Here is an 18,054-nt window from a genome sequence, read left to right on the forward strand (position 1 = left end):
CGGCAGCCCATTGCCGCCCCACGCCATCAGCCGCCCTGGGGCCCTCTGCTCGGCCGGGCGGCACGGACCGCTGCCAGTCCCCTGATGCCCTCCTTATCGCCAATGGACGTCAGACTTTCGAAAATCTGCGCAGCATCGGCGTAGCGGTTCATGGCAAGATAGGAATAACCGCGCAATACCATGAGATCGGTGCGCTCATCGGCAAGCCGCGCACGCTGATCAAGCAGGAGAAGCGTTTCCGCATAACGTTTGGACTGGAAGGCGGAAACCGCCCTGTCGGCCAGGATTGAAACCTGCAACTCAGTCGCGCGCGGGCGGTCCATGCGCGATTTCGTCGCCGAGACAGCGGCATGGTCCGTCAGCCCCATGCGCAGATAGGCAAGGCTCTGGCCATAGGCCGCATCGCTTTTAACAGTCGACTGGCCGCCGGCAATGGCGGATTCGAAAGCCTTCAGTGCTTCCGCCGGCCGGTTAGTCTCCATCAGGCACCAGCCGAGATCAAGCGCCTGCTGTGCGGGCAGGCGCTGGGGATCGGGATAGACCGCGCAGGAGCGTGGACGTGACGAGGCACTTACGGTCCTCTGCGTCTGCGCTGGCAGACGCGCCTGCTTGCGCGAAGGTTCCGGAGCCGGCTGCTGGACAGACGGCTGGCTATAAGCCACCACTGTCTCAGGCTGCGGCGCATAGGGCGCGGGTGCCGTTGTCTGGGAAGCTGTGGCGACAGGCGGTGCGGTGACGGGCGCTATCTGCTGCGCGGACTGGTCCACCATACGTGCCGTTCCAACATCAGCGATGCGTTGCGAGCGGCTTGCCCATTGCTGCTGTATGCTGCGCAGACCGGCGAGATTGCGCAGATCGTGATAGCTGACTGCCATGCCATAGGCCGATGGTTCGTCATCGGCCTTCCAGCCAAGCGCAGTGCTGAACCATTGCAAGGCGAGCGGCGTCTGCCTGAAAGCAAGCGAATACCAGCCGAACTGCTGCGCGGTCGCCGCATCCTTGCGAGTTATTGTTTCAGCGGCGATGCGCTGCAACACATCCGGCGGCAGGACCACAGGCGGCTCAAGCGCCAGAAGATTGGCTGTCGCGGCAAGATAGGTCGCAAGCCCGTCGTCCGAAGCGGTGCGCCACTTATACATGACGTCCTCAGCTTCACGTGGCTCGTTGCGGTCGATCAGCGCCAGCGCCAACCCTTGCGATGCAGACCCGCTGTCTTCCTCTTCCCGCGCCTTGCGAAACCACTTTTCCGCCTCCGCCATGTTCTTCTGGCGGATATTATACCAGCCGAGCAACAAGGCATCGCTTGCAAGCTTGTCGGTCTCAGCAAGCCTTTCAAGCCGCATCAGATAGGCGGAAGGAACGGAAATTCCCTCCTTCTCACCTGCCTTCGCCACGAACTGGCGGGCGAGATCGTTCTTGACCGGTTCGAATTCCAGCTGACCGTCTGCGTTGGGCTTTTCCTTGGCAAGCAAATCGCCGATCATCTCCGCCGGCAAAAGCGCGGACGCCTTCTGCACCGTGGCGAGCCTGTCGCTTGGCGTCGTGCAATTGTTGAGAATGTAGAGATAGGCGTCGCGCGCCCGTCCCATGCGGTCGGTATTGGCAAACGCATCGGCAACCCGCCACAGGACATCCACCTCGCTACAGGTCAGCAGGCCGGGATTGCTGGCGGCCGCGTCCACCACTGTCGAATATTGCTTGAGATCGGAAGCGTTGACGAGCCGCTGGCGGGCCTCGGCGAGGGAAAGCATGCCGGTCAGATTGTCGGGAGGCTGCCAGCCGGGTTCCGCCTGCTGGCGGTCGGCGATCGCCTTTCTGACCTCGGCGTAACGGCCGTCGCTATAAAGCTGCCACATGGCATCGAGCCGGGGATCGCCGTTAACGGGAATGGCGAGCGGATCGGCAGGCGGTGTCCAGTTCGGATAGAGCGTGCGCAGCCTCGCGATTTCAGCCTGAAGCCGCTGGGTATCGCCCTTGGCCGCGAAATAGCGCAGCGCGCTGAGATCGACCTCGGGCATGTCTGATGACGCCGGCTGGGTCTGGCGGGGTGCGGGCGCCTGCGCCATTTGGGGCTGCGATATCTGTCCACCCGTCTGTGTCTGCGTAACCGGCGGTTGCGGATCAGTCGTCGGCACCGTTACCGCTGGCGTCACGGGTTGGGTTAGCTGCGCCATCTCGCGATTTTTAAGGAACGCGTTGATCTGGGCCGGATTGGCTGCCGCTGGAGAAACGCGCTGCGCCGCACGGTTGTCGCCAACCGCCGAAGTATGAATGTCCGATACACGTCCGAGAATGGTGTCGCGCCAGTGGAAGGCGGCGAGAGCAATCAAAAGCAGGATGAGAGCCGAGGTAGACAGCGGTTTGTTCATCGGCACTCCCCGTTATTCCTTGCCAGAAACGACAATGCCAGAAGATGCAATGTAGAAGGATAATAAAGCGTTGGCTGAAAGCCTTTCAGTTCGGCAGGCACAGCCGGGCCGCCGCCGACGCAGGCTGCGAGCGCCGGAATGATGCGATAACCGGGATCCGACAGAACGTCCTTGACCGCGCCGCTCTTGAGATCGAAGGTTCCCGCAGCACCGCTTTCCAGCGTCATGCCGTTTTTCAGGCGGTCAAGCAGCTCCGGCGAGCCCATTTTCGCCCTTGCAAGATAAAGCGGAATCCGCACTGCATTGTAACCGAACTCGGGTGGAAACGCCGATGCCGGTTGCGGTTTCGTCTTCATCGAGACCCAGTCGGCGGGCAGTTTCCTGTCGCTGAAAGCAAATGTGGCGATCTGCGCCACGCCGTCGTCGGCAAGCGCCTTCCAGAGTGGCGATGGTGCGACGAGATTGAGGACCGGAAATGCTTCGAAAATCAGATAGGAAGGATTGACCACCGGGCCGTCGCCCCGGTCAACCTCGCCAAAGCCGCTGGCGGCGGGCAAAAGCAGCGTTCGCCCGCCGCGCTGAACGACAGTCTTCTTGAGGACGGCTGATGCGATGGCAGCCGATGCCTCGGCATAGTCCTGCCGGTTCCACTGGCCAGCAGCCAGCGCCAGCGCGTAGGCAATCAGAATATCGCCATCCGTGGCATTGTTGATGTCAGTCACATGCGGTCTGGTGCGCGGGTCCCATTTCCACGCGGAGAGACCGTCGTCGCGCACCAGGAGTTCCGTGCGGGTAAAACTCCATATCAGCTCGAAGTCGGCAATGTTCTCTGAAAGAACGGCAAGCCACATGCCGTAACCCTGGCCTTCGCTGTGGCTGATATTGCCGTTACCGGTATCGATGATGCGCCCGCCGGGATCGAGAAACGCACTTTTATAGGCCGACCAGGCCTCAGGCGAGACAGATGCGGCGCGGGCAATCGAGATGCTTGAGATCAACGCCATCAGCGACACGCAGAAAATGCCGGCAAGTCTTAAAATCCCACGCCTCATCGGTGTCGCCCCATCATACGCAGCATCGCGAAGGTGGCAAAGCCCAGGAGCGACACGAACCCGATGAATGCCAGCGAATAGGAAAGAACATTGGAAGACAGCCAATTAGCAGCGATCAGCCTCCAGTTCGAGAGGGAAAACGCCCGCGTGACATAGAAATACGGCTGCCCCACCTCGACCGTTTCGATCTTTTCTGCACCGGAATCGTAAGCTGCGACCCGCCCGGTGACGTCGCGCCAATGGTTTTCACGCACCATCGAAGACATGCCGTCACGAAGCTCCGCCGACGTCGGGGCGGTAGCCAGCGTCCAGACCCCTTCGCCGGAAGGGCTTAGACCCTGCACCAGCATGAAGGAGACATTGCCGGGCGGCGCATAGGGCTGCTCGGCCGCCGGCAGGAAACGCAGCGTATCGGAACTCAGATCGAAATTCCGCTTCATCCACTCCTCAAAGGAGGAAACCTGGCCTTGCCAGATGCCGCCGTCCACCCGCTCTCGCCAGTCATTAAAGAGGGTTTCGCTATTCTGCGCAGGCGGCTGAACGCCCGTTCCCATTTTCCAGGATATCTGGCTGGAAGGGACAAGATTGAACTGGCTGATCAGCGATTGCGGGAACTGCGAAATCGTCCCGACGAACAGGGCGTCACGGTCGCCGATCACCAGCGGAGAGGCCACGGTCTCGACTTTGATCGGATATCCCGCAGCGCTTGCCAGCCGGCTGACCAATGTCGCCGCCGCCGACATGGTGTCGTTATCGAAACGATCAAGCGACAGCGCGACGGGATTTGCGGCAAACCTGTAGGGCTGCCCGGCACCGGACATCGCGGCGAGATCCGGTTTGCGACCGATCTGCGCGTAATCGGGAATATGGATTTCCGATGTGTCGAACAGGGCAAAACGCGGGGTCGTGCTGGCCGGCGCTCCCGGCGCGCAGACCTGATCCTGCGCCGTCATCAACACGGCCTCGATGGTGATCTTGTTCGGGCCAGGCTTGAAGTGGCGCATCGTCACATTGATGGGCAGATGCCGGAAAATGCCGCCACCATTGTTGGAGATCGGCACGGTCGAGGCGATCTCGTCATTGACGTAGATGTCTATATGGCTACCGGGCAGCACCTGCGAGGAATATGCGGCATCGAGCAGCATGGCCGCCTCGCCATAGGCCGACGCATAAAAGTCGGCGGGCATGCCGACGTAGAATTCGTTGCGGAAACGCCGTCCACCAAATTCGCTGCTCTCAAGCCCAAGCTCGGAAAGCGCGATGCGACGGTCCGACATGACGAGCGGCACATCCGGCGCATGCCAGCTGCGAGTGGAAAAGGTCGTTCTCTGGGCACCGGGCGTGCGCGAGATCGAGGAAAACAGCGTCTCAATCGCCGCCTGTACCGCCTGCGGGGTGGGACCGCTGACGAAGAGCGGCGAGAGGCCACCCGGCGCAGTGGTATCGAAGCCGGCAAAAGCACCCGCCGACGCCTCGGGCGGCACCGCGCCGGTGAAGCCGGCAATCTCGCGCGCGGTACCGACAAGAACCACCAGCGTTCCCGCCTTGCGTTCGGCGGAGGGTGCTGCCACGAAACGGATCGTCTGGTTCGGCATCTGGGTTCGGAGCGCCAGAGCCTGCGAAAGGCGCAGCAGCGAATCTGCAAATGCCGGATTGCCGAGCGCAGGTGCAACGATCTCGATCGACGTTGCCGCCTTGGCGTCCGGACCGGTTGCCTGGATATCGTCGATATTGGTGAAGTTGCCCGCGACATCGGCGTTAAAGCCGATATAGGTATTTGCCGGATTAACATCGGTCCACAGATCATAAGTGGACTGGATCGTGCAATCGGTTCTGTGGCGCTGCTGCACGCCAAGCGTCACGACATTCGCGCCCACCTGCAGGACACCGGGTGGAATTTTCAAGGAAACATTGCCCTCACCGTCGGGCGCCTCAATGCGCGCCGTATCCAGCGGAACATTGTTGAGGCTGACTTGGAAATTCGAGTCTTCCGGCGCGACCACGATGGCGTTCTGATAACCAATATTCAGCGAAACGGCGGCATTCACCTGCTCGGGCGTCAGATAAATGCTCCACTGCCGCCGATCCATTTCGCCGGAAAGGCTGAGCTTTTCGTACGGCAAGATATACCGGCGACGGCTATCCGCCGCGGGTGACGATGCCTGAACGGGTACGGGTCTCGCCTGACCCTGCGGCGGCATGGATACGGGTGGCGTCAGCGGCCGCAGCGGCGGTTGCGGCGCAGGTGCGGGCTGCATTACCACAGGAGGCTGGCCCACTGCAGGCTGGGTCGATTGCTGGGCTGGCTGCGGCTGGCGCGGTACAGCTGGGGGAAGTGTCGGCGACGGCACAGGTGCCGGGGCTGTCTGTGCGGGCTTCTCCGGCGACATGTCGAAGGGTGAGGACTGCGCCATCGCACCGGTTGCGACGACACCCAACATCAGTGCTGTCAGTGAACTCCTGATCGTTTTACCGCCGTTCATTTTACAACTCCGGCAGGTTTGACGGTTTTGGAGGCGGGCCGGAGCGCCTTGGCCAGATAGAACAGGCCGCGCTGCGTCTGGAACACCGATATCGCCAGAAAGATCGCCGTGCCTCTGATGAGGCCGGGGTTCTTGCGGCGCACGCGCTGGAACTCGCTCCATTGCTCGGAATTGGCGAAGATCAGGTCGGCGATCAGGCGATGATCGATGGCGCGCTGCGGCGAGAATGTGCAGCCTATGGAAATGAAACCGTCGTTCCGGACCGTGCGGACCACATTGATGGTCATGGTTTCCGGCACGCCCTCGCTGTGAGGCTTCACCCTAATGATCGCTGTCGTATTCTTTTCGATAGCGGTGGTGCTGTCGAAAAGATTGATCAGCAGGCCATGCACCGACACGTTGTCGATGGAGGCCGGCACCCATGCGTCGCTACCCTCAAGCTTGACCTCGCAGCGCCGCTTGACAGTGATGCGCCGCGACGCCGATTTTTCGCCGCGCTCGGAGACGACGCCAAGCGCACAGCCCGCGAAGATAAGGTTGAGCAGGTTCCAGCCGCCGACGACGAGTGTGACGTCCGCCTTGTATGGCTCGGCGTAGATGCGCCAAATGGCAAAGGCCATCGCAACCAGCAAAAGTGCGAAAATGACGAAGAACGGGCGGCTGATTTCCGAAAGCCGCGCCTCGGCGATGGATTCGTCCTTCGCCGTCACCTTGAAGGTCGGCTTGCCGGGATTGAAGATCACCGACACGACGGCTGGCAGAAGGTGGACCGTCTGCACATATTCGTAGAGTTCAGAAATCCACGGCCAGCGGAAGCTGCCATAGAGATAGTTCTGCATCATCAGGTTCACGAGCATATACGCGGCCGTATAAGCCAAAAACTCGCCGCCGGAAGCCACGAAAATCTGAAGATCGAAGAACAGGTAGAACAACGGCGCAAACAGGAAGATCGTGCGCGGGAACGGGAAAAGCCAGAACAGCGTCGACGACATGTAGCAAAGACGCTGCGTGAAGGAGAGACCACGGCGGAACAGAGGCTGGCGAAAGATCAGGATCTGCATCATGCCCTGCGCCCAGCGGCTGCGCTGGCCGATGAAGCTTGCGAAGGTGGCCGGTTGCAGCCCGGCGATCAGGGGCTTGTCGACATAGACGCTGTTCCAGCCGCGCGAATGCAGCGCGAGCGCCGTTTCGCAGTCCTCGGTGATGCTGACGCCGCTGAACCCTTCCGTATCCAGCAGTGCCTCGCGCCGCAGCACGGCGGCGGAACCACAAAAGAACGCGCCGTTCCACTTGTCGAGACCGCGCTGGATGATGCCGTAAAACATCTCGTTTTCGCTCGGCATCGTCTCGAAGGTGCGCAGATTGCGCTCGATCGGATCGGGATTGACGAAGAAGTGCGGCGTCTGCACCAGAAAGAGCCGGGGGTCTTCTTCGAAATAGCCCACCGTTTCCAGAAGGAAATCGCGCGCCGGCGCATGGTCGGCGTCAAACACCGTCACCAGTTCGCCGGTCGAGTGGGCGAGGCCGTTATTGAGATTTCCGGCCTTGGCGTGGACGTTGCGCTCGCGCGTCAGATAACGCACGTCGAGGTCCTCGCAAAGCTTCTTCAACTCCTCATGGCGGCGCTGTGCCGCCTGCGCCTCGACGATATTGCTGGCATTGCGCTTCTGCACCGAGCCGCCGTCGTCCAACAGCCAGACGGTGAACTTGTCGGCCGGGTAATCCATGTTCTTGGCCGCCGCCAGCGTATTGGCGAGAAGCTCCGCGTCCTCGTTGTAACTCGGCACGAAAACATCGACCGTCGGCCGGTAATCGGGCGAGCCAGGCCGGGTCTTTCGGGAAGGCAGCGGCATCGACACGATGACGAGGCTGAGACCCAGCATCACGACGCTGTACATTTCCGCGAGATAAAGCAGAAAGCCGGGAATGAAGTTTTCGAGCTGGTTGACGGGCGGCAGCGTGCTTGTGGTGCGCCAATAGACATAACGAAGCACGATGGCCGTGCCGAAACCAAGCGCCACGAGCCGCCAGGCTCCCTGCCCGTTGAAACTCTTTATTGTTGCGAGAAGGACAAGCGAGATCGCCGTGGCGACCAGGTGCGTCTGCAGGCTGACCGGCATCGTGACGATGGCCAGAACGCAAAGCGACACAAGAAACCAGACAACGATTGTGATGGCCTTGTTCATCCCGAAACTTTCCGCTCTCTTCCCCGCCCGGAATTTTTACCGGGATCTTTTGCGATGCCCTCTTCTGCCGTTGCTCCAGCCATCACCTGCATCCCGGAGGCGCTGTCGAACCGGACAGACATGTGGGCGACGGAATGGCCACCTGCGGAACCTGCGTCGGCTGCTGGCTCTCCACCTGCACGCTGGCCGCGCGCCTGCCGACTACAGCAGCAGGCCTCGCGGGCTGGGCAGGCGCGCCAACGGATGCGGGTGAGGGAATACTGACTGCCGCCACCGGCGGTAGCGGCTGCGCCGTTGGCTGAACAGGCGTGACGGGTACGGCAGCACGGCGCACAGATTGCAATGGTATGCTCGCAGTCACTTCACTGCCGGGCCGCATCGGCACCTCATTGGTCTTCATGGGATAGACCGGATGGCCCGGTCGCCCAAGGTTCTGATCCACCGCCTGCGGCGTGCCATAGGGGTTCCAGCTTTGCGAGGCATAGGTGCCGGTGATCGTGTAATTATACATGACCGTCAGAAGCTGCTCGACGCTTGCCCCCGACTGGCAGAGGCGCAGTCGCACCTTGATACGCCCCAGGTTGCGGAAATCCTGCCGCATGCTTTCGGGTGAGCGGATGTCCTGCCAGCCATAAAGGCAGGTATCGCTGCCCCGGCCCTTGCCGGCCGCATAAGAAAAGGCGCCGTAACCGTTCTGCAGATAGTTCGCCGACATGACGATATTCTCACCCGGAAACTCCGAGCGGATTTCCCGCGCGACGGAGGATGCCTTAAAGCCGGAGAAAGTCAAAGCATCGCGATCGGTGTCGCCGGCTTGCTGCGGACCGAAGAACTCGGCCTTGATGTAGTTCTGTCCGGGCGTAGCGGCTTCGGCGCGCAATACGACCTGCTGTGCCACGGCATTGGAGTAGGTGCGATTGACCACGGTGACGATTTCCGGACCGCCGGGCGGTGGGAAAACCAGTGCTTCGGACGCAGACAACATCTTTGCGCCCCCGAACGACCTGACGCCCGAGGGAGTATTGCAGCCCGAAAGAACTGCAATAGAGAATAGCAATGAAGTAAAGGCAGAAAATTTCACTGCCCCGTGCCCCTTTATTTCCCCAAGCCCTAACAGGTTAAAAGGAGACCGAATCACTAATGACCAGACCATTGTTACGAAATACTGGAGGCAGGCGAATAAGCAATATCAAATTTATATTGTAATTTCTGATGCTTTGTGGGCTCCGAATCGTTTCAGATCCCTTCTTTGCCGGACGAGACGACGGAACCAAATCGCGCTGGTGCGGGTTCGCTCGGCGTGAGATCGATATTTTTACGGTTGCAGCGCAATATGTCCCATGGTCTACTTGCGTCTATGATGACGTATTTTTATTGATCACTTTTTTCATTCAACTGTAAAAACAGAGAGTTGACGCATGACTGTGCAATTTCCGAGTATCGTTCAGGCGCTTGCCGAAGAGATCGGAACCTTACGGAAATGGCTTGAAGAGGACGCGCTGCCGCTGTGGTGGGAGGTGGGCTCCGCCCGTCCGGACGGCGGTTTTTACGAGCGCCTCGGCCAGGATGCGAAACCGGTTTTTTCTGATGACCGCCGCGCCCGCGTGCAGCCTCGTCAGGCTTATTGTTTCGCTGCCGCCGGCCAGAACGGCTGGCAGGGTCCGTGGAAGGATGCGTTGCTGCATGGGCTGAGCTGGTTCGAAGAGGTCTATCGCCTCGATAACGGCCTTTACGGCAACCTCGCCGACCAAACCGGCAAGCTGATCGATCCGTCCTTCGATCTCTACAATCAGGCTTTCGCGCTTTTCGCCGCAGCACAGACGGCCGCAGCCCTTCCCGACCGCAAGGACGAGATGCGTGCCCGGGCGCTCGAGATCCTCGCCGTCCTCAATCGCGACTACAAACACCCCGTCGCCGGCTTTGAGGAAGCGAACCCGCCGCGCACGCCGCTCTGCTCCAATCCGCATATGCATCTTTTCGAGGCGATGCTTGCCTGGGAAGTGCAGGACCCCGAAGGTCCATGGACCGCGCTGGCCGACGAGATCGCCGGCCTTGCACTCACCCGCTTCATCGATGGCACCAATGGCGGGCTACGCGAATTCTTCGGCCATGACTGGATGCCGTTTGAAGGTGAGAAGGGCCGCATCATGGAGCCCGGTCACCAGTTCGAATGGGCCTGGCTTCTGGTGCGCTGGGGCAGCCTGCGCAACAATGGCGAGGCAATCGCCAAGGCCAAGCGCATGTTCGAGATCGGCGAAGCGCATGGCATCTGCCCACGCCGCAAGGTCGCGATCATGAGCTTGTACGATGATTTTTCGGTACATGACGGGCTGGCACGGCTCTGGCCGCAGACGGAATGGCTGAAGGCAGCCTTGCGCCTTGCCAGCGTGACCATTGGTGAAGAAAGACAGCGTTATCTTGCCTCGGGCCTGAGGGCCATCGGCGCGCTGCAGCCTTTCCTCGACACACCGGTCAAAGGACTTTGGTTCGACAAATGGCCGGCCGACAAGCCGATGCTGGACGAACCGGCACCGGCCAGCACTTTCTACCACATCGTCTGCGCCATCTATGAGGCTGAGGCCGTACTCGCCTCCAGCCATTAGAGTCCGGGCGGGCGAGCGGGCCGGGCGTCCGCTCTACCCGCTCCAGCCTCAGTTAAGCCGCGCCGGGCGCACAACGCGCCAGTCGGGCTTGCCGAGATTGTGCGGCCATGGATGCACGTCCTTGTCGTTGAAATAGACGACCTCTTCCAGCTTTGGAAAATCCGCCTGTTTCAGCGTCACGTCGTTCATCCATGGACGGACGTAGGAATCGCCACCTTCATAACCCAGTTCAGCAACCCAGACCGGTTTATTGAAGGTTTCGACAAGCCCATAGCCCTTGCGCAGGAGATCGGTGAACTTCTGCGGCCCGCCATATTCGATCTTGTCATAGTCCTCGAGACCGAAGACCGAGAGACCGACCAGGTCCGCGTAATTGTCACCAGGATAGTAAGCGCGCAGACCGTCAAGACCTTTGGGCGACCACATCACCTTGACGCCGGGGACCGCCTTGCGGGTCATGTCCACCATGCGTTTGTAGGCCGTGATATAGTCCTGCGGGTTCCAGCCCGACCACGAGAAGCGGCCGGATGTGTCTTCCATTTCCTGTCCCCAACGCAGGATCAGCGGGCTCTTCATTGCGGACATGCGTGCGGCGATCGCCTGCATGTTCTTGTCGTAGTCGCCTCCCATCACCTTGCGGCGTAACTCGTCGGAGGTGAGCCGCCAGTTGACGTCCCATGACCAGGGTTCGACCGTGATCAGCACGTTACGCTTGCGCTCCAGAGCGTAAGCGTCTGCGAGCGCGAGGCTGTCGAGATCCACGTCCTCCCAGGGCAAGAACAGATGTTCCGTCGCCACCCCGGTCTGGCCGGTGAAATCGCCGTGCGGATCGTAGGCGCCGAAGCGTATACCATCCGCGTGCAATGTCGGACGTTTGTCGGCAAGCGTCTTCATGCCCGTGGAGCCCATGGGCGCGACCCCCTGGGCATCCAGTTTGAATATGGGGTACATGCTGGCTGAAGCAGCAACAGCAGCCCCGCTTGCAAAGAGCAGTCTTCTTCTTGTTATTTGCATGACACTTTCCTCCTACCTCGTCGCAGTCATCGCCTTGCCGTAGGCGGCGATTTGCGGGGTGACGTCGTCCTTGCGGACAAGTTTCAGGAATTCATCTCCGGGTCGTGGCGGATTATGCCGGAAGACGTACCAGGGGCCGCCCTGCTTGCGCTGGTAAAGCACCTGACCGATGCGACCGTGGTCGAAACACGTGTCTGCCTTGCCGTTTCCGGCATCGGTTTTCCAGGTAGCGCGCATGCACAGCGTACCTTTGGCATCGACGGTCCAGCGGCCTTCACCGACGGCCTTCTTGCCTTTCTCTTCAGTCAGGGCGATGAACTTGCGGCCATCGGCGATGAAGCGTCCGCCACCAGTCTCCCATTTCCAGGTCTTGTCGTAATACATATCTACGACTTCGCTGGTCCGGAGCGGTTTCGGCGTCTTCGTGCCGCCCGCGGCGTGGACGGCACTTGGCGCGATCACCGCAAGGCAGAGTACGAAAGCGGAGAACCCGCATTTGCTTATTGTTGTTCTCATCACAGCCTCCTCCTTCTATTGTCCGACCCTATTGTCGGCCAGCATGATTTCTCCGGTTGTCATGACCGGTGGCGGCACCATGGGCTCCGCCTGCATGTTTCGAATTCCGGGCATTCCCGGCAGTACGATGCGCAGTTTCAGACGCACCGATCTCGCTCCCTCCACGCCAGCACCGGCCACGGTGAACCGCGTTTCGGTGAAGCTGACATAGGGTTGCCCGTGCGACAGGGCCTCCAGCCCACCAATCGCATGGGAGCTGAGTTCCGCGGCACTACCTGCCACAAGCAGTAACGAACAGGCGGCAACCGTCGCCCCACCGCGCAATGCCGGCAGCCGTGGCAAGCCGTTTTCCATGGTGTGTCGGACGAGAAGAAAAACCGAAAGGCCCGCGTAGATCGCCACATTGATCGCGGCGAAGACGAAGAAACCTTCCGCAGCGTTTTCACGCGGCGCCAGCACCATTGCGAGAAGGCTTAGTGCCGCCAGAACCATGTAAGGCGCGATTACACGCAGCGGCAGCGGCGGTTTTGCCTGCGTGCCCTTGGGTGTAATGCGAAAGTCGACGAAATCACCACGGATCGTATCGCGTATCGCCGCAAGCACACCCATCAACGACCAGGGCCAGCGCAGGAACAGAAACACGATGGCTTCCCACCCGAAGAGTTTCGCATCATGCGGGCGAAAGGCCCCCGTGGCCCGCCAGAAAAAGGCGAACACGATCATGATGAGCGAAATCGGCAGGAAATGCGCCAGAAACACTGGATAGGAGGCATTGACGAGTACCTGGCCGCTCAACAGTGCAAAAGCGGGAAGCACGAACATCAGTGCCATGAAGCCGGAAAACAGGGGATACCAGAGCTGTGAAAACAGGAACTGGAATTTCAACCGCAAGGGAAGCTTCGGCACGTAATGCCGCGAATATTGCAAGAGGATGGTCATCAGACTGCGTGACCACTGGAATTCCTGCACCACGAGATCGGTAAAAGTCACCGGCCCGTCGCCATGCGCGATTGCGTTGACGGCATGGACGCCGCGCCAGCCGCCCGCATTCATCAAAAGCGTGGTGGAATGGTCCTCGGCAAGCTCGGGTCCCAGACCGCCCACCTCACGCAGGGCTTTGGTGCGCACGGCGTAATGCGAGCCGATACAAAGCGGCGCCCAGCTGTTGTTGTAACCCAGCTGCAGGGCGCCGTGCAGGCTTGCCTCGGCATAAAGCCTGCCACGCGCAGCCCAGCTCTCCTTTGCATTGGCATCGCAGATGCTTGGTGCGGAGACATATCCAACCGCCGGATCGGCGAAAGGACGGATGATTTCACTCAGATAGTCCGGTTCCGGAACGTGATCGGCGTCGAATTGCGCGACGAAATCATAACGCTCATACCCGTAATGATCGTAGAAATAAGCGAGATTGCCTTCCTTGCAACGGGTGCGGCGAGGCCATGTCTTGCGGTGATAATCGACGACACCCCTCCGGGTCGAAACGAAAACACCGTGCGCGCCGCACCATTTCAACGTTTGCGCATCCGGGTCCTCATCCGCAAGCCACACGTCAAATTCCAGGCCCTTCTGCTCCAGCATGGCCTGCAGCGTCTTTTGTACTACGGTAAATGGCTCCGACGGCGCCTTGGTTACAACCATCGCCACCCTGCCCTGCGGCAGAGGAGAGCGCCGGTCGACGACCCTTGCGTTCAGGAAGATGAAGATGAAATAGGACGGCAGAAGCGTGATCCACGCGAGTGTTACCGTAACGATCGTAAAATACGGCCAGTCGATGACCCGATCCCGGTCCAGCCACCAGATCCAGAAATAGGCAAGCGTCACCAGCCAACCGCCAATGCCGAGACGATAGGCCATGCGGTTCCAGCCGGTGAAGACGGGCAGCATTGGCAATTGGCCCGCGACGGGACGCGATGATGGTACGGAAGGGGTAGAGCGAGCTTTCATGACAGCACCTCCAACCCGAAGCCGGGACCAGCCGTGCGGATGATGGTGTCTATATCGGAGCGCTTCGGCGCAAAGCCGAGGGTCGCCCTCGCTCTTTCTATATCAGCGAACAGGGCGGGCGGATCACCGGCGCGCCTTGCGCCGAAATGTACCGGCACTTCCTGTCCCGTGACGCGATGGATCGCGCGGATGATATCCCCGACCGATGTGCCGTGGCCGGAGCCGAGATTGACACGCAGGGTCTCGCCGCCATCGGAAAGATAGTTGACGGCGGCCACATGGGCGTCAGCCAGATCGCTGACATGGATGTAGTCGCGGATACAGGTGCCGTCGCTGGTGTCGTAGTCCTGGCCGAAGACGTCAAGTTGCGGCAGCCGCGAGGCGGCGGCCATCAGTGCCCGGGGGATCAGATGGGTTTCCGGCTCGTGGCGTTCGTAAAGTTCGCCATCCGGGTCGGCACCCGCCGCATTGAAGTAGCGCAGAGCGACGAAACGCATGCCATAGGCGGCAGCGTAATCATCGAGCGCCATTTCGAAAATCAGCTTCGTACGACCGTAGGGATTGACCGGGATCTGCGCCGTTTCCTCGCGGATCGGTAATTGCGGCGGCACGCCATAGGTGGCGCAGCTGGAGGAAAATACCAGCCCGCCGATATTCTGGTCGAGACAAGCATCCAGAAGCGCCAGACTGCCGCCGACATTGTTGCGGTAATATTTGCGCGGATCCTCAACGGATTCGCCGACATAGGCATTTGCGGCGCAATGGATGACGAAGGCTGGCGAGAACTCCTTGAGCGTGGCCTTCAAGAGACTACGATCCAGAATGTCGCCTTCAATGAAGGGACCCCAGCGAACTGAATCCGCGTGACCCGTCGAGAGATTATCGTAAGCAATGGGCTTGAAGCCGGAATGCGCCAGCGCCTTGCAGATGTGGCTGCCTATGAATCCGGCCCCGCCCGTGACGAGGATTGTACGGGACATCTCATACGGCCTCCGCAACCTTCTTGCCGGCCAGCAGCGCATCGAAATAGACGATGGTTTTCTCCAGACCGGTTTCGAGCGGTACGCGCGGTTGCCATCTGAGCATTTCCTTGGCACGCGAAATATCGGGACGACGCTGCTGCGGATCATCGATCGCAGCGGGCAGATGCACGATGCGCGAGCGGGAATTCGTCATGCGGATGACGATATCGGCCAGCTGCCGCACCGGAATTTCAGTCGGGTTGCCGAGATTGATCGGTCCGGTGCAATCCTTCGGCTTAGCTGAAAAACGCAGGAACCCGTCGATCAGATCATCGACGTAGCAGAAGGAGCGCGTCTGGCTGCCGTCGCCATAAATGGTGATGTCCGAACCCTTCAGCGCCTGGACGATGAAGTTGGAGACCACCCGCCCGTCATCGGGGCGCATGCGCGGCCCATAGGTGTTGAAGATGCGCCCAACCTTGATATCGACGCCATAAAAGCGGTGATAATCGAAAAAAAGCGTTTCGGCGCTGCGCTTGCCCTCATCGTAGCAGGCTCGCGGCCCGATTGTATTTACGTTGCCGAAATAGCTTTCCGGCTGCGGATTGACGAGCGGGTCGCCATAGACTTCCGATGTCGAGGATTGCACCACGGTTGCACCGCATCTGCGAGCGACTTCGAGAACGTTGACCGCGCCAAGCACATTGGTAAGCAGGGTGCCGACTGGATCACGCTGGTAGTCCGGCGGCGAGGCCGGCGACGCGAAGTTGAAGATCAGCGAGACGTCGATGTCATAGGGCTTGCGGACATCATGCTCGACCATCAAAAACCGCTTGTTGGCTTGCAAATGCTCAACATTCACGGTCCGTCCAGTCGAAAGATCGTCGAGACAGATCACCTCATGACCGCAAGCCAACAGACGTTCGCAAAGATGGGAGCCAAGGAAACCAGCCCCGCCGTTGACCAGAACGCGCTGGCCTGGCCGCCACTCGGAATAGATTGTAGCGCCGTTGTCATGGTCGTTGGGAACGAAATTACGCATTACACACTCCTCCCAATGAGGAACCAGCCCGGCTGATTCGACTTGAACTAGATCAAACTCCAGATTGCAGGATATTTCGAATGTCACCTCCGGTTTTTATTTCTTCTGGAGGTTTTAATATTTGGATTCGGTATATTTCAACTTTTATGATAGGCGCGTCATAAAACAGGTCAACTTTATTTTATCGAAATATTACAATTGATTACCCCGAATTACTCGTATTAATCACTCGATTTAATACTTTTTAACTACGCCTCCATTATGCCTTTCTTATTGAGCATTAGCGCAAGCTTCGCTCAACCAGTCGGGACTATTCTGGTTTTGTAAGGCTCGGTCCACCGGGGCAAAACCACCCGGCGAGATGCGACAGCTAGTCGATTTCAGGGGACATACATCATGAATGAAATGCCTTATTCCCATAACAGCAAAGCGGCCCGCCGCTGTCGTTTTGCACTTGTTGCCGCCGCACTTGCGACGTTCACTTTCGCTACGGCCTCGTGCTCCGTCGTTGAAGATGCCGTTCTGATCAAGACCGCATCTGCTAATACGGCGACGATCAAGAGCCGGGTTGCTCCAGCCAAGGCGTCCTACGGCTATGACAAGACAGGCAACGCAGCCGTCACGCTTGTTGCCGATACTTACGAGACACCGACGATATCGCCGCGGCATTCCTATTCCGGTTCTTCTCCCTATATCTGCTCACCGAGCGGATTTGGTCAGAAGTCCCGCTGCTTCCTGAGGCCCTAAGCCTCAGGCATAACCTCTGCTTGAAACTGGCGTCCTTGCGGCATCGGGCCGCCAGATGTTCAGTTTCTCCAGCCGGAGATAGCCGCGTCGTCGTCCTTGTGAAAAAAGCGCGACGCTGCCTCCGTTCGGTTGCGCACATTCATCTTCTTGTAGATGTTGCGAACGTGCACCTTCACGGTATTCTCGGACAGGTGAAGCCGGTCGGCGATGATCTTGTTTTGCGTTCCCTTGCAAAGCAGGTCGAGGATCTGCACCTCGCGCGTCGTCAGCGCCGCCATTTCACTCTTGCTGACGGCAAGAGCGTCGGCGCGGTTGGCGATCACGGCGTTGCTTTGAACGCTTTTGCCGTTCACGGCCTGGGAATAGGGGGTGAGCTTGCCGAGAAGGGCAGCGGGAAAATGCTCCCCGCCCTTCATGAGGAGATCAACCGCCGCCATGAAAACGTCGAGCCGCAGATTAAGCGGCAGCACGCCATCGATGATACGCATCCCCACCAGTTGCTTCAGCGGCTCCTCAAACTTGTCGATGGTTTCGACGACAAGTGCAATTGGGGCATCCGGATGCTTTTCGCGGACTGCCGAAAGAACGCTATGAAGCCGCTCGCCCGACATACGGTACGGCAGGACCAGCCGGACATCGGCGCCATAGTCATCGTCGATCGTTGCCGACGACATAACGCTCATCACAGCGAATGTAGGGAACTTTTTGCCCAGCGCCTCCACGAGGCACTCGGAAAACAGGTCCGGATCCGCGATGATCAATAAAGTCCCATTTATAGGCGCAACGGCTCCACTTTGTTTTGCCGCATAATCTGAAGTTCCCATGAACATCGACGTCTCCCCTAAAGCGCTACGCATTACGTTCTTTTTGGTTGTGTGCTCTGTCATTCGCCGGGATACCCCTAGAAACAAATGGGGCAACTCCCGCTTCACGCCATGTCAACTATCATTAATTACCCGTTAATTAAGGAGGCTAATACGAAAAGCTGTGCAAAGAAATGGCCCAAATGGGTTATTTCTTGCAATTGACGTACAAAATTGGTTACGCCCGTAATGAATCGTTGAGCCCGGAACCAGTGTAAAAACAAACACATCGGAAAAGCTTTCGCTCCGGTTTTGCAATCCGGGAAAATATAA

The 18,054-nt window shown here is 59.4% G+C and carries 13 protein-coding genes; 2 read left to right on the forward strand and 11 right to left on the reverse strand.

From position 1 onward, the window contains the following. Positions 1–26 precede the first annotated feature (26 nt). From G6L97_RS15985 to bcsN, 5 genes are all read right to left on the reverse strand, one after another. Positions 27–2,369: a cellulose synthase gene (locus G6L97_RS15985; RefSeq protein WP_174003392.1), complete on the reverse strand. Its 2,343-nt coding sequence runs from the start codon at positions 2,367–2,369 to the stop codon at positions 27–29. Then, entirely contained in the window at positions 2,366–3,421 is a 1,056-nt protein-coding gene (locus G6L97_RS15990) for a glycosyl hydrolase family 8 (protein WP_174003394.1), read from the reverse strand. Before G6L97_RS15990 ends, G6L97_RS15985 begins: the two co-directional genes overlap by 4 nt. Continuing rightward, a complete protein-coding gene (locus G6L97_RS15995; RefSeq protein ID WP_174003397.1) occupies positions 3,418–5,904 on the reverse strand; it encodes a cellulose biosynthesis cyclic di-GMP-binding regulatory protein BcsB in 2,487 nt (828 codons plus the stop codon). The genes G6L97_RS15990 and G6L97_RS15995 overlap by 4 nt, the downstream gene beginning before the upstream one ends. Next, the gene (bcsA, locus tag G6L97_RS16000; protein ID WP_174003402.1) at positions 5,901–8,090 is read right to left on the reverse strand and encodes a UDP-forming cellulose synthase catalytic subunit; all 2,190 of its coding nucleotides are present in this window, start codon (positions 8,088–8,090) and stop codon (positions 5,901–5,903) included. The genes G6L97_RS15995 and bcsA overlap by 4 nt, the downstream gene beginning before the upstream one ends. A gap of 82 nt (positions 8,091–8,172) precedes the next feature. Beyond that, entirely contained in the window at positions 8,173–9,075 is a 903-nt protein-coding gene (gene bcsN / locus G6L97_RS16005; RefSeq protein WP_174003405.1) for a cellulose biosynthesis protein BcsN, read from the reverse strand. Between the two features lie 433 nt (positions 9,076–9,508). Between bcsN and G6L97_RS16010 the strand changes: the two genes are divergently transcribed. Then, positions 9,509–10,693 carry an AGE family epimerase/isomerase gene (locus G6L97_RS16010; RefSeq protein WP_174003408.1) on the forward strand — a complete coding sequence of 395 codons (1,185 nt, stop codon included), beginning with the start codon at positions 9,509–9,511 and terminating at the stop codon, positions 10,691–10,693. 48 nt (positions 10,694–10,741) lie between these two features. On the opposite strand, the gene G6L97_RS16015 is transcribed toward G6L97_RS16010, so the two are convergent. The 5 genes from G6L97_RS16015 to G6L97_RS16035 are packed head-to-tail and all read right to left on the reverse strand — an operon-like array spanning position 10,742 to position 16,171. Next, the gene (locus G6L97_RS16015; RefSeq protein ID WP_003510877.1) at positions 10,742–11,707 is read right to left on the reverse strand and encodes a glycoside hydrolase family 26 protein; all 966 of its coding nucleotides are present in this window, start codon (positions 11,705–11,707) and stop codon (positions 10,742–10,744) included. Positions 11,708–11,719: 12 nt separating this feature from the next. Further along, positions 11,720–12,223: a DUF995 domain-containing protein gene (locus tag G6L97_RS16020; RefSeq protein ID WP_003510879.1), complete on the reverse strand. Its 504-nt coding sequence runs from the start codon at positions 12,221–12,223 to the stop codon at positions 11,720–11,722. Positions 12,224–12,238: 15 nt separating this feature from the next. Next, entirely contained in the window at positions 12,239–14,167 is a 1,929-nt protein-coding gene (locus tag G6L97_RS16025; RefSeq protein ID WP_025595678.1) for a glycosyltransferase family 2 protein, read from the reverse strand. Then, on the reverse strand, positions 14,164–15,147 hold the full coding sequence (gene galE, locus G6L97_RS16030) for a UDP-glucose 4-epimerase GalE (RefSeq protein WP_013761570.1): 984 nt from the start codon (positions 15,145–15,147) through the stop codon (positions 14,164–14,166). Before galE ends, G6L97_RS16025 begins: the two co-directional genes overlap by 4 nt. A gap of 1 nt (position 15,148) precedes the next feature. Further along, the gene (locus G6L97_RS16035) at positions 15,149–16,171 is read right to left on the reverse strand and encodes a UDP-glucuronic acid decarboxylase family protein (protein ID WP_013761571.1); all 1,023 of its coding nucleotides are present in this window, start codon (positions 16,169–16,171) and stop codon (positions 15,149–15,151) included. 396 nt (positions 16,172–16,567) lie between these two features. On the opposite strand from G6L97_RS16035, the gene G6L97_RS16040 reads away from it, so the two are divergent. Continuing rightward, positions 16,568–16,918, forward strand: a complete 351-nt coding sequence (locus G6L97_RS16040) for a hypothetical protein (protein WP_060642287.1) — start codon at positions 16,568–16,570, stop codon at positions 16,916–16,918. A 59-nt stretch (positions 16,919–16,977) separates the two neighbouring features. Here G6L97_RS16040 and G6L97_RS16045 read toward each other — a convergent pair whose 3' ends face one another. Beyond that, positions 16,978–17,748 carry a helix-turn-helix domain-containing protein gene (locus G6L97_RS16045; RefSeq protein WP_060642288.1) on the reverse strand — a complete coding sequence of 257 codons (771 nt, stop codon included), beginning with the start codon at positions 17,746–17,748 and terminating at the stop codon, positions 16,978–16,980. Positions 17,749–18,054: the final 306 nt, after the last annotated feature.

The organism is Agrobacterium tumefaciens, from assembly GCF_013318015.2.
Classification (GTDB): domain Bacteria; phylum Pseudomonadota; class Alphaproteobacteria; order Rhizobiales; family Rhizobiaceae; genus Agrobacterium; species Agrobacterium tumefaciens.